Source organism: Variovorax sp. 770b2, assembly GCF_900115685.1.
GTDB lineage: Bacteria > Pseudomonadota > Gammaproteobacteria > Burkholderiales > Burkholderiaceae_C > Variovorax.
The window spans coordinates 2,177,255-2,192,267 of the sequence record NZ_FOXJ01000001.1; the positions used below are offsets into that span (position 1 = coordinate 2,177,255).

Here is a 15,013-nt window from a genome sequence, read left to right on the forward strand (position 1 = left end):
AGAAACAGATGGATGCGCGATGCGCCCAAACGTTCCACGACCCTCGAAAGCCAAGGGCCATTCACTCGTAGACGATCAACGCCTTGCCTGCCTCCGCCTGCGCCGTCCAGCTCGCGAGCGCGGCATCGGTCGGGAAGAACTTGGCGCGCTCTCCCAGTTGCAATTCGACCTGTGCGCCGCCGCGCGCCATCGACAAACGCACCGGCAACCCCTGCACCAGATCGCCGACTTCCGTCTGCTCCGTGCGCGGGGGAAAGTCCTTCACCAGCCGCGCGATGTCGGGCGCCTTGCCGTTCACGGCCACGCGCAGGAACTTGCCGAAGCGGCAGCGCGCCGTGGCCAGGTCCCACACCTGCTGCACCTGGAAGCGCGCCTCGAAGCCGCCGCGCGCGGGCTGCAGCCGGCCGCTCACGATCACGAGTTCGTCGTCTTTCAGCGTGTTGCGGTTGGCGTTGATGAGCGCCTCGTCGGCCGTCGCATCGATGGACTCGGACTTGTCGTCGAGCTTGAAGATCGCGAGCCGGCCGCGCTGGCCGTTGATCACGCGGAAGTCGCTCACGATGCCCGCGATGACCTGCTGGTCGCGGCTGTCGAGCAGGTCGCCGATCTCGCGCTTGCAGAAGCGCCGCACCTCGTGCGAGACCTCGTCGAAAAGGTGGCCTGAAAGATAGAAGCCGACGGCCGTTTTCTCGAGCGTCAAACGCTCCTTCACGCCCCAGGGCGTGGCGTCGACCAGGTCGGGCTCTGCGGTGGCCGAGCCGTGCTCTGCGTCCCCGAAGATGTCGACCTGCGCCGCATTGGCCGCCGTGGCGCTGGCGAAATCGAAGGCGCGGTCCACCGAGGCGATCAACGCCGCGCGGTTCTGCTGGATCGCATCGAACGCGCCGGCCTTGATCAATGCCTCGACCGTGCGCTTGTTGATGCGCTGGCGGTCGATGCGCACGCAGAAGTCGAACAGGCTCTTGAACGGCCCGCCCTCTTCGCGCGCCCGCACCACGGCCTCGACCGCAAGCTGGCCCGTGCCTTTGACGGCACCCAGGCCGTAGCGGATCACCCGGTCGGTGACCGGCTCGAAGCGGTAGTTGCCGCGGTTCACGTCCGGCGGCTCGAAGGTGATGCCGAAATTCTTCTGGGCGTCTTCGAACAGGAGCTTGAGCTTGTCCGTGTCGTCCATTTCCACGGTCATGTTGGCGCAGAAGAATTCGGCCGTGTAGTGGACCTTGAGCCAACCCGTGTGGTACGCCAGCAGCGAGTAGGCCGCGGCGTGCGACTTGTTGAAGCCGTAGCCCGCGAACTTCTCCATCAAGTCGAAGATCTCGTCGGCCTTGTCCTGCGGAATGCCGTGCGTGGCGAGGGCGCCCGCGCGGAATTTCTCGCGGTGCTCGGCCATCTCCTCGAGCTTCTTCTTGCCCATCGCGCGGCGCAGCAGGTCGGCGCCACCGAGCGAGTAGCCGCCCAGGATCTGCGCGGTCTGCATCACCTGCTCCTGGTAGACCATGATCCCGTAGGTCTCCGAGAGCATCTCGGCCACGGCCGGGTGCGGGTACTCCACCTCTTCGCGGCCGTGCTTGCGCGCCACGAAGCTGGGGATCAGGTCCATCGGGCCCGGACGGTACAGCGCGTTCAGCGCGATCAGGTCTTCCAGCCGCGTGGGCCGCGCGTCCTTCAGCATGCCCTGCATGCCGCGGCTTTCAAACTGGAACACCGCCTCCGTCTTGCCTTCGGAGAACAGCCGGTAGGTGGCCGCGTCCTTGAGCGGAATGTTCTCGAACGCGAAGTTCTCCTGGCCCTTGTGGCGCGCGACGATGAACTCCTTGGCGATCTCCAGGATGGTGAGCGTTGCCAGGCCCAAGAAGTCGAACTTCACCAGGCCGATGGCCTCGACGTCGTCCTTGTCGTACTGGCTCACGGCCGAGTCGCTGCCCGGCTGCTGGTAGAGCGGGCAGAAGTCGGTGAGCTTGCCGGGCGCAATGAGCACGCCACCGGCGTGCATGCCGATGTTGCGCGTCATGCCTTCGAGCTTCTGCGCGAGCTCGACCAGCATGCGCACTTCTTCTTCCTTCTCGATGCGCTGCGCGAGTTGCGGCTCCATCTCGATGGCGTAGTTGTTCTTGTCGCCTTCGATCTTTTTCTCGGGCGGGTACTGCAGCGTGACCGACATGCCCGGCTTGTTCGGAATCAGCTTGCTGATGCCGTCGCAGAACATGTAGCTCATGTCCAGCACGCGGCCCACGTCGCGGATGGCGGCGCGCGCGGCCATGGTGCCGAAGGTGGCGATCTGGCTCACCGCGTTGCGGCCGTACTTGTCCTTCACGTAGTCGATCACGCGGTCCCGGTTGCCTTGGCAGAAGTCGATGTCGAAGTCGGGCATCGAGACGCGCTCGGGGTTCAGGAAACGTTCGAACAGCAGCTTGTATTCGAGCGGGTCGAGGTCGGTGATCTTCAACGCATAGGCCACCAGCGAGCCCGCGCCCGAGCCCCGGCCCGGGCCCACGGGGCAGCCGTTTTCCTTGGCCCACTTGATGAAGTCGCCCACGATCAGGAAGTAGCCGGGGAAACCCATGTTCAGGATCGTGTGGATCTCGAATTCCAGGCGCTCCACGTAGCGCGGCCGTTCGGCCTCGCGCTTGGCAGCATCGGGGTAGAGATGCGCCAGGCGCCCCTCCAGGCCCTCGAACGACTCCTGGCGGAAGAAGTCGTCGATCGGCATGCGCACGCCTTCGCTCACGAAGGGCGTCGGGAAGTCGGGCAGCTGCGGCTTGCCCAGCACCAGCGTGAGGTTGCAGCGCTTGGCGATCTCCACCGTGTTGGCCAGCGCGCTCGGCACGTCGGCGAAGAGCGCCTGCATTTCCGCGCTCGACTTGAAGTACTGCTCTTCGGTGAACTTGCGCACGCGGCGCGGGTTGCCCAGGATCTCGCCTTCGGAGATGCACACGCGCGCCTCGTGCGCCTCGTAGTCCTGGCGTTCGGCGAACTGCACCGGGTGCGTGGCGACCACCGGCAGCTTCAGGCGTGCCGCGAGCTTCACGGCGGCGACCACGTGCGGCTCGTCTTCCGGACGTCCCGCGCGCTGCAGCTCGATGTAGAAACGGTGCGGGAACATGCCCGCCAACTTCAGCGCCAGCTCAGCGGCGCGCTCTTCCTGCCCCTGCAGCAGCGGCACGCCCAGCGGCCCCGCCTGCGCGCCCGACAGCACGATCAACCCACCCGAAAGCTCCTCCAGCCATTCGAGCTTGCAGGCGGCCTGCGACTGGCCGCGGCCCACGTTCTGCGTCCAGGCGCGTGCGAGCAGCTCGGACAGGTGCAGATAGCCCTCGGTGTTCTGCACCAGCAGCACGAGGCGGGTGAGCACGCCGGGCTCCTTGCCCAGCCCCTCGATGAAGATCTCGGCGCCGATGACGGGCTTGACGCCCTTGCTTCGCCCCTGCTTGTAGAACTTGACCGCCCCGAACAGGTTGTTCAGGTCGGTGATGGCCAATGCGGGCTGCTGGTCGGCAGCGGCGGCCTTGATGACTTCGTCGATCCGGTTGGTGCCGTCGACGACGGAAAACTCGGTGTGCAGGCGCAGGTGAACAAACATCCGGCCATTGTAGTTTTCGGGCGCCCGGAGGCGCGGTCATGAAGACCTTCGTTCGGACTATTTCGCGGGTTTTGCTGACCGTGCCCTGAGGCCCGGATCGAGGCGATAGGCGGCCTCTTCCTCTTCGGCCGCGCGCTTTGGATCGTTTTTGCTGCGCCAGATGTCGGCACGTACGAAATGAGCGTCAACGGCGCGCCATGTCTTGAAGCTGATGACCTTGTCTAAATCCGTCAGCGCGCCGTCAAGGTCGCCTTTTGCCCTGCGGGCATCCGCTCGACCTAAATAACCGTCGACGTAGTCTGGTTGAAAAAGAATACTTTGATTGAAATCGGCCAATGCACGATCAAAGTCTTTTCTTCTCGTCCACTCGTTGGCGCGATGAATGTATGCAGCCGCTTTCTTCGGCTCGACGCGGATCGCCGCGTCATAGTCTTTCATCGCCTTGTCGTGCTCGCCCTTGGCGTCCAAGGCCAATCCGCGGCCAATGTATGCGCTATAGAAGCTCGGTACGCGCCGAATGGCCTCATCGAAATCTGTGATTGCACGACCCGGATCGTTGCGATTGATCCACATGTAGCCGCGACTCATCCGTGCCATCGGAAAGCCAGGCGCGAGTCGAATAGCTTCGTTGAAGTCCGCCATGGCTTTATCCATCTCATTCTTTTTCTGCCACACGACTGCACGGTTGTTCAGCGCCTGCACGTTCTGGGGGTCGACGCGAATAGCCTCTGTGTTATCCGCAATCGCGCGGTCGTTGTCGCCCTTGTTGAACCAGATAAGGGCTCGACCTTGATAACCGCCGGAGTCCTGAGGATTGATGCGAAGTGCTTCGTCATAGTCCGCGATGGCCTTGTCCAAGTTTCCAAGCTCCTCCCAGGTCGCACCGCGGTTCTTGTAGATTTCGGCGTACTTGGGCGCGCGGCTCTCAGCCTTGTCGACCTGCTTGTAAAGCTCAATGGCTTTGTCGAAATATGGCAGTGCCTTGCGCGGCTCCCCTGTCAGGTTCCAGAGCGCACCACGGTTGTTGTGGCCAAACGGATAGGTCGGATCAATGCGAGAGGCCTCGGTGTATTCGACCATCGCGCGAGAAATATCACCGTCCTCTTTCAACGCATTGCCCAACACGGTGTGTGCGACGGCGTACTGCCGCTTCGTGAGCCCCTTGGCGGCAATTGCCCTGTCGCAGGCGGTGAGCCTGTCCGTTGTGAATCCCTGGCCTGTATTGCAAAGATCATAGGCATCCTGCAACGCGTCGGAGCCCCCCCAGGCAGATGCAGATAGCGCAATGGCCACACACGCGATCGAACGTCGAACCATGAATTCTTCTCCCCCAGATTAGTTGTATCAAGACTTTACCCGCTCCGGAAGTCCGCCCGCCATTCGCCAATCCCTACAATCGCGCCCCGTGCAAGAGATTCTGAATATCGCGGCCTACAAATTCGTGGCCATAGACGACAGCCCCGTGCTGCGCGAAGACCTGCGTGCCCGCACCCAGGCCCTGGGCCTCATGGGCACCATCCTGCTGGCTCCGGAGGGTATCAACCTGTTTCTGGCGGGCGCCGCCGACGCCGTCCACGCCTTCCTGGCCGGCCTGCGTGCCGATGCCCGCTTCGCCGACCTCGAGACCAAGGAAAGCTGGTCCGCCGCGCAGCCTTTCCGTCGCATGCTGGTCAAGCAGAAGCGCGAGATCATCCGCATGGACCACCCGGCGATCCAGCCGTCCGCCGGCCGCGCCCCGGGCGTCGACGCCCTCACCCTCAAGCGCTGGCTCGACCAGGGCCACGACGACGAAGGCCGGGAGATCGCGCTGCTGGACACGCGCAACGACTTCGAAGTCGACGAAGGCACCTTCGACGGCGCGATCGACTGGCGCATCACCAAGTTCACCGAATTCCCGCCCGCGCTGAAGGCGCACCGCGAGGAGTTCAAGGGCAAGACCGTGGTGAGCTTCTGCACCGGCGGCATCCGCTGCGAGAAGGCGGCCATCCTGATGCGGGAAGAAGGCGTGGAGCACGTGCTGCAGCTGGAAGGCGGCATCCTCAAATATTTCGAGGAAGTGGGCGGCGCGCACTACCACGGCGACTGCTTCGTGTTCGACGGCCGGCGCGCGCTGGCGCCCGACCTGAGCGCGCGCGCGGCCGATGCCAGCGCACGCGCGTCGGAAGACATCGACCTGGGCCGCGGCCTGAAGAAATAACCGGCAACCCCTCATGCGCATCCTCCTGGTGGAAGACGAACTGGACATGGCTTCGTGGCTCATCCGGGCGTTGACCCAGAGCGGCTTCGTCGCCGACCACGCCCCCGATGCGCGCACCGCCGAGGCCTTCATGGCCGGCACCGAATACGACGCCATCGTCCTGGACCTGCGCCTGCCCGACAAGCACGGCCTGAGCGTGCTGGCCGACATGCGCGATGCCGACGACCGCACCCCCGTGCTCATCCTCACCGCGCAAGGCGCGCTGCAGGACCGGGTGCGCGGCCTGAACCTGGGCGCCGACGATTTCCTCACCAAGCCCTTCGAGCTGGTCGAGCTGGAGGCGCGCCTGGCGGCACTGGTGCGGCGCAGCCGCGGCAAGCAGCATCCGCGGCTGCAGTGCGCCTCGCTCTCGTACGACAGCGAGAGCCACGCCTTCACGCTGCGCGGCACGCTGCTGTCGCTCACGCCGCGGGAGCAGGCGGCGCTCACGGCGCTGCTGATGCGCAGCGGCGCGCCGGTGGGCAAGTCGCAGCTCTTTGCCAAGGTGTTCACCAACGACAGCACCGCGGGCCCCGACGCCATCGAGGTGGTGCTGCACCGCCTCCGGCGCAAGCTGGCGGACAGCGACGTGCGCATCGTCACCGTGCGCGGGCTGGGCTACATGCTCGAGGGCATTGCCGATGGACCCGCAGGTTCCCCGACCGCCGCAGCCTGATCCGCGCAGCCCCGAACCGCGGCGCTTCGGCATCCGCGCGCGCCTGCTCGCGCTGCTGGTGCCGGGCATCGTCGGGCTGATGGCGCTCGACAGCTGGAGCGACTACCAGGCGCTCACCGAATCGCTGCTGGTCGCCTACGACCAGAGCCTGCTCGAACCGGTGCAGGCGCTGGCCAACGGCATCGTGGTCGCGAGCGACGGCAGCGTGAGGGTGCAGGAGGCCTTCTCGGTGCAGGCGATGTTCGAGTCCACGCACCTGCGCTACAAGTACCTGCACGTGGGCGTGCAGCGCATCGCCAAGGGCGAGCCGCTGGATGCGAGCGCGCCGCAGGACACGCTCATGGGCGTGCCTGCCCTGCCCCTTCCGCCCGGGCAACCGGCCGACGGCACGCCTGTGTTCTACGACGCGGTGCACGAGCAGCACCCGGTGCGCGTGGCCGCGCTGCGCCAGACGGTCTACGACAACAAGCATCCCGGCGACGCCTGGAGCGTGCTGATCCAGGCCGCCGAGGGCACCGGTCCGCGCCTGCAGGCCCAGACCGAATCGCTCAAGCAGGAACTGCTGCGCGACACGCGCATGATTCTGGTGATGGCCTTCCTGGTGTGGCTCGGCGTAGCCTGGACGCTGCGCCCGCTGGAGCGCCTGCGCCGGTCGCTGCGCGAGCGCCCGCGCGACGACCTCGAGCCGCTGGACGCAAGCGGCGTGCCGCAGGAGGTGGTGCCGCTGGTGGACGCGGTCAACCACCACATCGCGGACCACCGGCGCATGGTGGCGGAGCAATCGCAGTTTCTTGCCGATGCCTCGCACCAGCTGCGCACGCCGCTGAGCATCCTGTCGATCCAGGCCGGCTACGCGGTGCGCGAGACCGATCCGGCGCGCATGCGCGAATCGCTGCACGCGATCGTCGCGCAGCTGGCGCGCACGCGTCGCCTGAGCGAGCAATTGCTGGCGCTGGCGCATGCCACCACCGAAGACCCGGTCGCCGGCGCCGAGCCCGCGGTGGTCGACCTCAGCGACATCGCGCGCGCCGTGGTGCTGCAGTACCTACCGCTCGCACGCGAGCACGACCAGGACCTGGGCTGGGTCGATGCGCGCGGCGAACCGGAGGCGCAAGACGAGCGCGACGGCGACGACGACAACGTGGCCCCGGTCCTGCCCGTCAAGGCCAACGGCGCCGAGCTGCACGAGGTGCTCGCGAACCTCGTGCACAACGCCATCAAGTACACGCCGCGCGGCGGCAACATCACGGTGACCGTGCGGCGCGAGGCCTCGCACGCACTGGCCGAGGTGTGCGACAGCGGCCCGGGCATTGCGCCCGAGCGGCGCGACAGCGTGTTCGAGCGCTTTCACCGCGATGCGTCCGCCAGTGCCGCCACCCAGGGCGCGGGCCTCGGCCTGGCCATTGCGCGCGGCTATGCGCGGCGCAACGGCGGCGAGATCGAACTGGACAACGCCGACATGCCCGAACGCATGAACGGCGGTGGCCTCCGCGCGATCCTGAAACTGCCGCTGGCGGCCGTTTTACCTAGGGTTTCTGCGGGGTAGAGCGGTACGCAATTACACGTATTTTGAGGGGATAGAGGCCTTTCGCACTCTCATCGAAAGGCGATTGAAAGCCTCGATTCCTAGACTGCGCTCCTTCCAAATCGAAGGAGACTCAATGCACCCGCACGGTGAAGATCCGGCCTCGCACGCGCTTCGGCCCGCATCCAAATTCAAGAAGGATTACTACGGCGGCGCGTTGCTCGTGGTCATCGGCCTAGCGGCCGTCTATGCCGGTGTCGGCTACCGCGTCGGCGAGCTGGCGCACATGGGACCGGGCTTCTTCCCGGTCGCGCTCGGCGGCCTGCTGGCGCTCACGGGCCTTTTGATCGCGCTGTCCGCGCGAGGCGAAAAACCAGAGAGCACGGAGGCCGTGTCCCACGGCCATCCCACGGGCATGCCCGACCTGCGCGGCGGCATCTGCATCATCCTGGGCATCCTCGCGTTCCTGCTGCTCGGCGAATACGGCGGCCTGCTGCCGGCAACGTTTGCCATCGTGTTCATCTCGGCGCTGGGCGACCGCGACAACACGCTGACCGAAGCGGTGCTGCTCTCGCTCGCGATGTCGTTCATCGCGGTGGTGGTGTTCTGGTGGGCGCTGAGTCTGCAGCTGCCCCTGTTCCAGTGGGGAGGCTGAAATCATGATCGGTCAATCGCTCCACGACCTCTGGTTCGGCTTCGGTGTCGCGTTCCAGGGCTCCAATCTTCTGTGGTCGTTCTTCGGCGTGCTGGTGGGCAACCTGATCGGCGTGCTGCCGGGCATGGGCGCACTGCAGGCCATCTCGATCCTCTTGCCGCTCACCTACGCGATGCACCCGGTGCCCGCCATCCTGATGCTGGCCGGCATCTTCTACGGTTCGCAGTACGGCGGTGCCATCGGCGCCATCCTGATGAACATGCCCTCGCACCCGCCGCACGCGGTGACGTGCCTGGACGGGTACCCGATGACCAAGCAGGGCAAGGGCGGCGTCGCGCTCGGGGTGACGATGATCGCCTCGTTCTTCGCGGCGTCGGTCGGCATCATCGTGATGATCTTCGCCTCGCCCCTGCTGGTGCAGATCGCGTTCAAGTTCGGCCCGACCGAGATCTTCTCGATCATGCTGCTGGGCCTGCTCGCCGGCTCCACCATGTCGCGCGGCTCGCCGCTCAAGGGCGTGGCCATGACGATCTTCGGCCTCCTGTGCGGCGTGGTCGGCACCGACGTGAACAGCGGCAGCTTCCGCTTCGCGTTCGGCCTGCCCGAGCTGAGCGACGGCCTGGAGCTGGTGGCGATCTCGATGGGCCTCTTCGGCGTGGCCGACTTCCTGCTCAACGTGAACCGCATGAAGGCCATCGGCGACACGGGCACGTTGAAGCTGAGCGACATGCGCCCGAGCAAGGAAGAATTGAAGCGCGCCTTCCCCGCGATGATCCGCGGCACCATCGTGGGCACGATCTTCGGCGCGATGCCCGGCACCGGCCCGACCATCACCACCTTCATCGCCTACGCGCTGGAGCGCAAGGTATCGAAGACGCCCGACAAGTTCGGCACCGGCATGATCGAAGGCGTGGCCGGCCCCGAGGCCTCGGCCCACTCCAAGACGCAGGTCGACTTCATCCCGACGATGAGCCTGGGCATTCCGGGCGACGCGGTGATGGCGCTGATCCTCGGTGCGCTGCTGATCCAGGGCATCCAGCCCGGCCCGCAGCTCATCACCGAGCACCCGGACATCTTCTGGGGCCTGATCGCCTCGTTCTGGATCGGCAACGTGATCCTGGTGGTGCTCAACGTGCCGATGATCGGCGTGTGGGTCAAGCTCCTGAAGGTGCCCTACAAGTACCTGTTCCCGGCCGCGATGTTCTTCATTGCGACGGGCGTCTACAGCACGCAGAACAGCCTGTTCCAGATCTGGGAAGTGCTGGTGTTCGGCATCGTCGGCGCGCTGCTGATGACGCTGGAGTTCTCGGTCGCGCCGATTCTCCTGGGCTTCGTGCTCGGGCCGATGGTGGAGGAGAACTTCCGCCGCGCGCTGCTGCTCTCGCGCGGCGACATGTCGGTGTTCGTGACGCGGCCGATCAGCGGCACCTTCATCGGGCTGTGCGTGCTGCTGCTGGCCGGTGTGGGCTTCTCGGCGTGGCGCGCCCGCGGGGGGCGCAAGGCGGTGATCGAACTGCCGAAGACGCCCGATGGGACGCCGCCTGCAGAAGCCATCTCGCTCGGCGGCAAGTAGGCCGAGGCAACAACCCAAAGAAAAAGGGCCCGCTCAGTCGGGCCCTTTTTTCGTTCGAGCTTCTACTTGAGCTTCTGCGCGAAGGCCAGCATGCGTTCGCCATCGGCATCGGTGAACACCACCGCCGGCGTGAGGCCGACGTAGCGCCCGCCCTCGTGCGGCCGGGCCTCCACGAGCTGCAGGCCCACGAGCTTGCCGCTCTTGACGTAGCGGGTCTCGATGTAGATGCCCGTCTGGCCCTTCTTGTTGATCGGCAGCTGCGCGACGGCGGCGTAGTCGTCGGTCTTGAGCAACTGGGTGATGCGGTCCTTCAGGTGAAAGTCGTACCAGGCCTGTTCGTAGACCATCGACTCGCCGGTCTGCACATGCTTGAGCATGACCAGCAACTGCCGCTTGAAGAGCTTCAGCTCCTTCATGAGGAATTCGAAAAGATCGCCGTATTCGCCCGGTGCAACCTCGGGGGTTCGGAAAACTGCCATGTGCCTTGCTCCCTTTCTGGGGATGTTCGTTGGGACGGCGATCCCCTCGATCGCCGTTTGCGGGGCGCAGCTTACTACTTGCACATGTCCGTGAATCTCGCGAAATCTCTCCGGCGAAGGCACAGGGTGTGCCGTGTTCGCGCTGCACGCGCGAGGACCGTGCGCGCGCTCCACGCGCGAGGGATCAGACGGGCGTGGTCCCGGTGTCCGGCTCGCGCACGCCGAAAGGCTTGCCCGGCAGCGGGATGAATTCGGTCTCGCCGGGCACGTGGCCCATGCGCTGTGCGGCCCAGTCGGCGCCGGCTTCCAGGATGCGCTCGCGCCGGCTCGAGACGAAGTTCCAGGTGATGTAGCGCGGGCCATCCAGCGGCTCGCCACCGATCACCATCAGGCGCACGGCCGCGTCGGCCGTCAGCACGGCGCCCTGCCCGTCGGGCAGCACCGCCATCGTGTGCGCGGGGATCGCCTCGCCGTTGACGCGCGCATCGGCATCGACGGCGTAGATGGCCAGCTCGGGTGCCAGCGCGGGCAGCTCGAAGCGGCCGCCTGCCGGCAGCGCGATGTCCAGGTAGACGGTCTGCGTCAATGTCTTCACCGGCGAGCGCTGGCCGAAGGCCTCGCCCACCAGCACGCGCACGTTGGCGCCCTGCGCCACCACTTCGGGGATGGCACTGGCAGCCGTGTGCTCGAAGCTCGGCTCGACCTCCTCATGCGCCTGCGGCAACGCGGCCCAGAGCTGCAGCCCGTGGTTCACGTAGGTGTCGGCCTTCAGGCGATCGGGCTTGCGCTCGGAGTGCACGATGCCGCGCCCCGAGGTCATCCAGTTGATCGCACCGGGCAGGATCTCCTGCACGCTGCCCAGGCTGTCGCGATGCATCATCGCGCCCTCGAAAAGATAGGTGACCGTCGCCAGGCCGATGTGCGGATGCGGCCGCACGTCGTGCGCGGTGCCGGGCTTCTCGGTGGCCGGCCCGAAGTGGTCGAAGAACACGAAGGGCCCGACCGAGCGGCGCTGCGCCGCGGGCAGGAGGCGCCTCACGTTGAAGCCACCGCCCAGGTCCTTGTCGTGCGGTTGAAGCAGTTGTGCGGGGGCGGTGGTATCTGTCATCGGGGGCTCCATTTTTTGTCGGCTTCGCCATTGCCTTTTCGCGGGACACCGTGGAACCGGCTTTGCCGGGCCACCGGTGTCGCCCCCTGAAAGGGGGTTGGCGAAAGCGACACGAAGTGCGCGAAGACTGGGGGTGAGTTCTAGACTCGCGATCTTGCCACTGCGGCGATGCGCTCGCCGAATGCGCGGGCTGTGTCGAAGTCGCCCTTGAACATTTCCGCCGGGCTCGCGTCCGATGGCGATTGCGTCAAGAGGCCGCCGTAGCCGCCCACGTAGTTCATCGACTCGCGCGTGGCGGCCTTGTTGTTGGTCGGCAAGATGCCCATGCTGACCCAGATGCCGCTGTGCTGCATCGCGAGCGTCCAGAGGTAGGCCATGGTCGTGACCTTGTCGCCGTTCATGGTGGCGCTGTTGGTGAAGCCGGCGAAGAGCTTGTCCTTCCAGCCTTGCGTGTACCAGACCTTGGAGGACGCATCGGCGAATTTCTTGAACTGCCAGCTCACGCCGCCCATGTAGGTCGGCGAGCCGAAGACGATGGCGTCGGCCGCGGCCAGCGTTTCCCAGCCGCCTTCGGGCAGGTTGCCGTCGGCATCGATGGCGAGCAGTTGCGCGCCGGCGGATTCGGCCACGGCTTGCGCCACGCGTTGGGTGTGGCCGTAGCCGGAATGGAAGACGACAACGATGTTTGCCATTGGATGATCTCCTGAGTGAAACGATGGTCGGTGATGGTGAATGTCTTTTCGCGGAACACCGAGGAACCGGCTTTGCCGGCCCTCAGGTGTGGCCCTCGGTGGGGGAGTGGCGAAGCGACACGAAGTGCGCCAAGCCTGGGGGAGCGCTTATTTCTTGTCGATGCTGAAGCGGCCGGCGCCGAAGGCCGAGAAAGCAAGCATGCCGCCGGCGATCGCCAGGTTCTTGAAGAACTGCGTGTTCTGCGTCGCATCGATCCAGAACTTGTGGAAGAACAGGCCGGTCGCGACCGTGAAGATCGCCATGACCAGGGCCACCCAGCGCGTCTTGAAGCCAAGCAGCAGTGCGATGCCGAAGCCGAGCTCGACGATGATCGCGATCGCGGCCGCGACCTGGGGCAGCGGCAGGCCCGCCGAGGTGATGTAGCCGACGGTGCCCGCAAAGCCCATCAGCTTGCCGAAGCCGGCGGGGATGAACAGCGTGGCGATCAGGATGCGGCCGATCAGCGCCAGGGTGTCCTGGGCTGCGTTGGGGGTGGTGGTGGTTGCCATGGTTGAAAAACTCCTCGGGTTGTTGAAATACAGGGGAACAGAAAAAAAGCCGGGCGACAAGCGCCCGGCCATGGATCAAGCGGTCAGGTCGAACACCAGCACTTCGGCGTCCTTGCCGGCGCCGAGCGTCAATTGCGATTCGCCTTCGAGCATCGCGGCGTCGCCGCCCACGAGCTTCTGGCCATTGACTTCGAGCTCGCCGCGAATCAAGTGCACGTAGCTCTTGCGCGCCGGGTCGAGCGCCAGGCTGGCCTTCTCTTCGCCGTCCAGGAGCCCGGCGAAGAGGCGCGCATCGGCATTCACCTTCACCGAGCCGTCGCTGCCGTCGGGCGAGGCCACCAGGCGCAGCTTGCCGCGCTTCTCGGCGTCGCCGAACTGCTTTTGCTCGTAGCCCGGCGCGATGCCGCGCACATTGGGCTCGATCCAGATCTGCAGGAAGTGCGTGGTCTCGTCCTTCTTGTGGTTGAACTCGCTGTGCATCACGCCGCGGCCGGCGCTCATGCGCTGGACGTCGCCCGGCGGGATGGATTCGATGTTCCCCATGCTGTCCTTGTGCGCCAGTTCGCCCGAGAGCACGTAGCTGATGATTTCCATGTCCTTGTGGCCATGGGTGCCGAAGCCGGCGCCCGCGGCCACGCGGTCTTCGTTGATCACCCGCAGGTTGCCGAAGCCCATGTGTGCCGGGTCGTAGTAACCGGCGAAGGAAAAGCTGTGGAACGAGCGCAGCCAGCCATGGTCGGCATAACCGCGTTCCTGTGATTTACGGACTTGCAACATCGTCGAACTCCTTTGGCCGTTCCCCGGGGGGATGTTCTGGCCTTCTTCGTATGCCGCGCCGGATGCGCAGCGGATGTGAAGAACTTTAGGCCCGCACCCCCGAGGGAAAAGCGTTCGGTTTTGATGGCATCATTCAAATTTTTTGATCAATGGAGCCGCCATGCCCAGCGCCAGAGACGTACTGACCCCCGACGCGCTCGCCATGCTGCAGACGGTGGCCACCACCGGCAGCTTCGCCGGCGCGGCGCGCGCGCTCAACCTGGTGCCCAGCGCGCTGAGCTACCGGGTGCGCCAGATCGAGGATGCGCTGGACGTGCTGCTGTTCGACCGCAGCGCGCGCCAGGCGCGCATCACCGAGGCCGGCGCCGAGCTGCTGCGCGAATCGGCGCGCCTCCTGAACGAGATCGATGCGGTCGCCAATCGCGTGAAGCGCGTGGCCACCGGCTGGGAGCCGATGCTGACCATCGCGGTGGACAGCGTGATCGCGCGCGACCCGCTGCTGGACCTGGCCACCGCCTTCTTCGCGCTCGATCCGCCCACGCGGCTCAAGCTGCGCGACGAGACCCTGCTGGGCACCATCGAGGCGCTGACCAGCGGCGAGGCCGACCTCGCCATCGGCGCCGTGCTCGATGCGGCGAGCCTCGCCTTCACGGCCACGGGCATCCGCAGCCGGCCGATCGGCGAACTGCGCTTCGTGTACGCGGTGGCGCCGCACCATCCGCTCGCGCGCCTGCCCGAGCCGTTGACCGATGCGGTGCTGCGCCAGTACCGCGCGGTCGCGGCCGCCGACTCGGTGCGCAGCGGGCCGAGCATGACGGTGAACCTCGTGGGCGGGCAGGACGTGCTCACCGTGCCGAACATGCAGTTCAAGCTGGCCGCGCAACTGCATGGGCTGGGCGGCGGCTTCCTGCCCGAGCCGATGGCGCGGCCGTACATCGAGGCGGGTCACCTGATCGAGCGCAAGACCGAGCGCACGCCGCCGCTGGGCACCATGCATTGCGCATGGCGCGTGCGCAGCGCGGGCGGGCCGGGGCGCGCGCTCGAATGGTGGCTCGCGCAGTTCGAGCACGAGGCCACGCGGCGCGCGCTGCTCGAGCGTCATCGGGGACGCTGAGGAAAGCCCTGAGGGCCCGTCCTCCTGCCGCCCTCGCAGACCGATGTAG

Annotated in this window: 13 protein-coding genes; 6 read left to right on the top strand and 7 right to left on the bottom strand. The window is 66.1% G+C overall.

Features of this window, described 5'->3' with window-relative positions:
- Positions 1 to 61: 61 nt before the first annotated feature.
- Positions 62 to 3,580, bottom strand: coding sequence for a DNA polymerase III subunit alpha (dnaE, locus tag BM133_RS09930; RefSeq protein ID WP_093433369.1), 3,519 nt, complete (start codon positions 3,578 to 3,580; stop codon positions 62 to 64).
- Positions 3,581 to 3,637: 57 nt separating this feature from the next.
- Entirely contained in the window at positions 3,638 to 4,897 is a 1,260-nt protein-coding gene (locus BM133_RS09935) for a tetratricopeptide repeat protein (RefSeq protein WP_093433371.1), read from the bottom strand.
- An 88-nt stretch (positions 4,898 to 4,985) separates the two neighbouring features.
- Here BM133_RS09935 and BM133_RS09940 point away from each other — a divergent pair, with 88 nt between their 5' ends.
- The 5 genes from BM133_RS09940 (at position 4,986) to BM133_RS09960 (ending at position 10,245) form a co-directional block, all read left to right on the top strand.
- Positions 4,986 to 5,777 (top strand): sulfurtransferase, encoded by a 792-nt coding sequence (locus tag BM133_RS09940; protein ID WP_093433372.1) that lies wholly within the window; start codon positions 4,986 to 4,988, stop codon positions 5,775 to 5,777.
- A 13-nt stretch (positions 5,778 to 5,790) separates the two neighbouring features.
- Positions 5,791 to 6,492 carry a response regulator gene (locus BM133_RS09945; protein ID WP_093433374.1) on the top strand — a complete coding sequence of 234 codons (702 nt, stop codon included), beginning with the start codon at positions 5,791 to 5,793 and terminating at the stop codon, positions 6,490 to 6,492.
- Positions 6,458 to 8,038: a sensor histidine kinase gene (locus tag BM133_RS09950; RefSeq protein WP_093433376.1), complete on the top strand. Its 1,581-nt coding sequence runs from the start codon at positions 6,458 to 6,460 to the stop codon at positions 8,036 to 8,038. Before BM133_RS09945 ends, BM133_RS09950 begins: the two co-directional genes overlap by 35 nt.
- A gap of 115 nt (positions 8,039 to 8,153) precedes the next feature.
- Positions 8,154 to 8,672: a tripartite tricarboxylate transporter TctB family protein gene (locus BM133_RS09955; RefSeq protein WP_093433377.1), complete on the top strand. Its 519-nt coding sequence runs from the start codon at positions 8,154 to 8,156 to the stop codon at positions 8,670 to 8,672.
- Between the two features lie 4 nt (positions 8,673 to 8,676).
- Complete coding sequence (locus BM133_RS09960; protein WP_093433379.1) at positions 8,677 to 10,245, top strand: tripartite tricarboxylate transporter permease; 1,569 nt, start codon at positions 8,677 to 8,679, stop codon at positions 10,243 to 10,245.
- Between the two features lie 62 nt (positions 10,246 to 10,307).
- On the opposite strand, the gene BM133_RS09965 is transcribed toward BM133_RS09960, so the two are convergent.
- From BM133_RS09965 to BM133_RS09985, 5 genes are all read right to left on the bottom strand, one after another.
- Positions 10,308 to 10,724, bottom strand: a complete 417-nt coding sequence (locus tag BM133_RS09965; protein ID WP_093433380.1) for a hypothetical protein — start codon at positions 10,722 to 10,724, stop codon at positions 10,308 to 10,310.
- Positions 10,725 to 10,908: 184 nt separating this feature from the next.
- On the bottom strand, positions 10,909 to 11,832 hold the full coding sequence (locus BM133_RS09970; RefSeq protein WP_093433382.1) for a pirin family protein: 924 nt from the start codon (positions 11,830 to 11,832) through the stop codon (positions 10,909 to 10,911).
- 140 nt (positions 11,833 to 11,972) lie between these two features.
- Complete coding sequence (locus BM133_RS09975) at positions 11,973 to 12,524, bottom strand: flavodoxin family protein (protein WP_093433384.1); 552 nt, start codon at positions 12,522 to 12,524, stop codon at positions 11,973 to 11,975.
- A gap of 147 nt (positions 12,525 to 12,671) precedes the next feature.
- Positions 12,672 to 13,106: a DoxX family protein gene (locus BM133_RS09980; RefSeq protein WP_371286332.1), complete on the bottom strand. Its 435-nt coding sequence runs from the start codon at positions 13,104 to 13,106 to the stop codon at positions 12,672 to 12,674.
- Between the two features lie 42 nt (positions 13,107 to 13,148).
- On the bottom strand, positions 13,149 to 13,850 hold the full coding sequence (locus tag BM133_RS09985) for a pirin family protein (RefSeq protein WP_093433387.1): 702 nt from the start codon (positions 13,848 to 13,850) through the stop codon (positions 13,149 to 13,151).
- 160 nt (positions 13,851 to 14,010) lie between these two features.
- Here BM133_RS09985 and BM133_RS09990 point away from each other — a divergent pair, with 160 nt between their 5' ends.
- Positions 14,011 to 14,964, top strand: a complete 954-nt coding sequence (locus BM133_RS09990) for a LysR family transcriptional regulator (RefSeq protein ID WP_093433388.1) — start codon at positions 14,011 to 14,013, stop codon at positions 14,962 to 14,964.
- Positions 14,965 to 15,013: the final 49 nt, after the last annotated feature.

Coding starts and splice junctions, on each gene's coding strand:
- BM133_RS09950 (WP_093433376.1), top strand. CDS start 6,458: ATGGACCCGCAGGTTCCCCGACCGCCGCAGCCTGATCCGCGCAGCCCC.
- dnaE (WP_093433369.1), bottom strand. CDS start 3,580: ATGTTTGTTCACCTGCGCCTGCACACCGAGTTTTCCGTCGTCGACGGC.
- BM133_RS09945 (WP_093433374.1), top strand. CDS start 5,791: ATGCGCATCCTCCTGGTGGAAGACGAACTGGACATGGCTTCGTGGCTC.
- BM133_RS09975 (WP_093433384.1), bottom strand. CDS start 12,524: ATGGCAAACATCGTTGTCGTCTTCCATTCCGGCTACGGCCACACCCAA.
- BM133_RS09965 (WP_093433380.1), bottom strand. CDS start 10,724: ATGGCAGTTTTCCGAACCCCCGAGGTTGCACCGGGCGAATACGGCGAT.
- BM133_RS09955 (WP_093433377.1), top strand. CDS start 8,154: ATGCACCCGCACGGTGAAGATCCGGCCTCGCACGCGCTTCGGCCCGCA.
- BM133_RS09985 (WP_093433387.1), bottom strand. CDS start 13,850: ATGTTGCAAGTCCGTAAATCACAGGAACGCGGTTATGCCGACCATGGC.
- BM133_RS09960 (WP_093433379.1), top strand. CDS start 8,677: ATGATCGGTCAATCGCTCCACGACCTCTGGTTCGGCTTCGGTGTCGCG.
- BM133_RS09935 (WP_093433371.1), bottom strand. CDS start 4,897: ATGGTTCGACGTTCGATCGCGTGTGTGGCCATTGCGCTATCTGCATCT.
- BM133_RS09970 (WP_093433382.1), bottom strand. CDS start 11,832: ATGACAGATACCACCGCCCCCGCACAACTGCTTCAACCGCACGACAAG.
- BM133_RS09990 (WP_093433388.1), top strand. CDS start 14,011: ATGCCCAGCGCCAGAGACGTACTGACCCCCGACGCGCTCGCCATGCTG.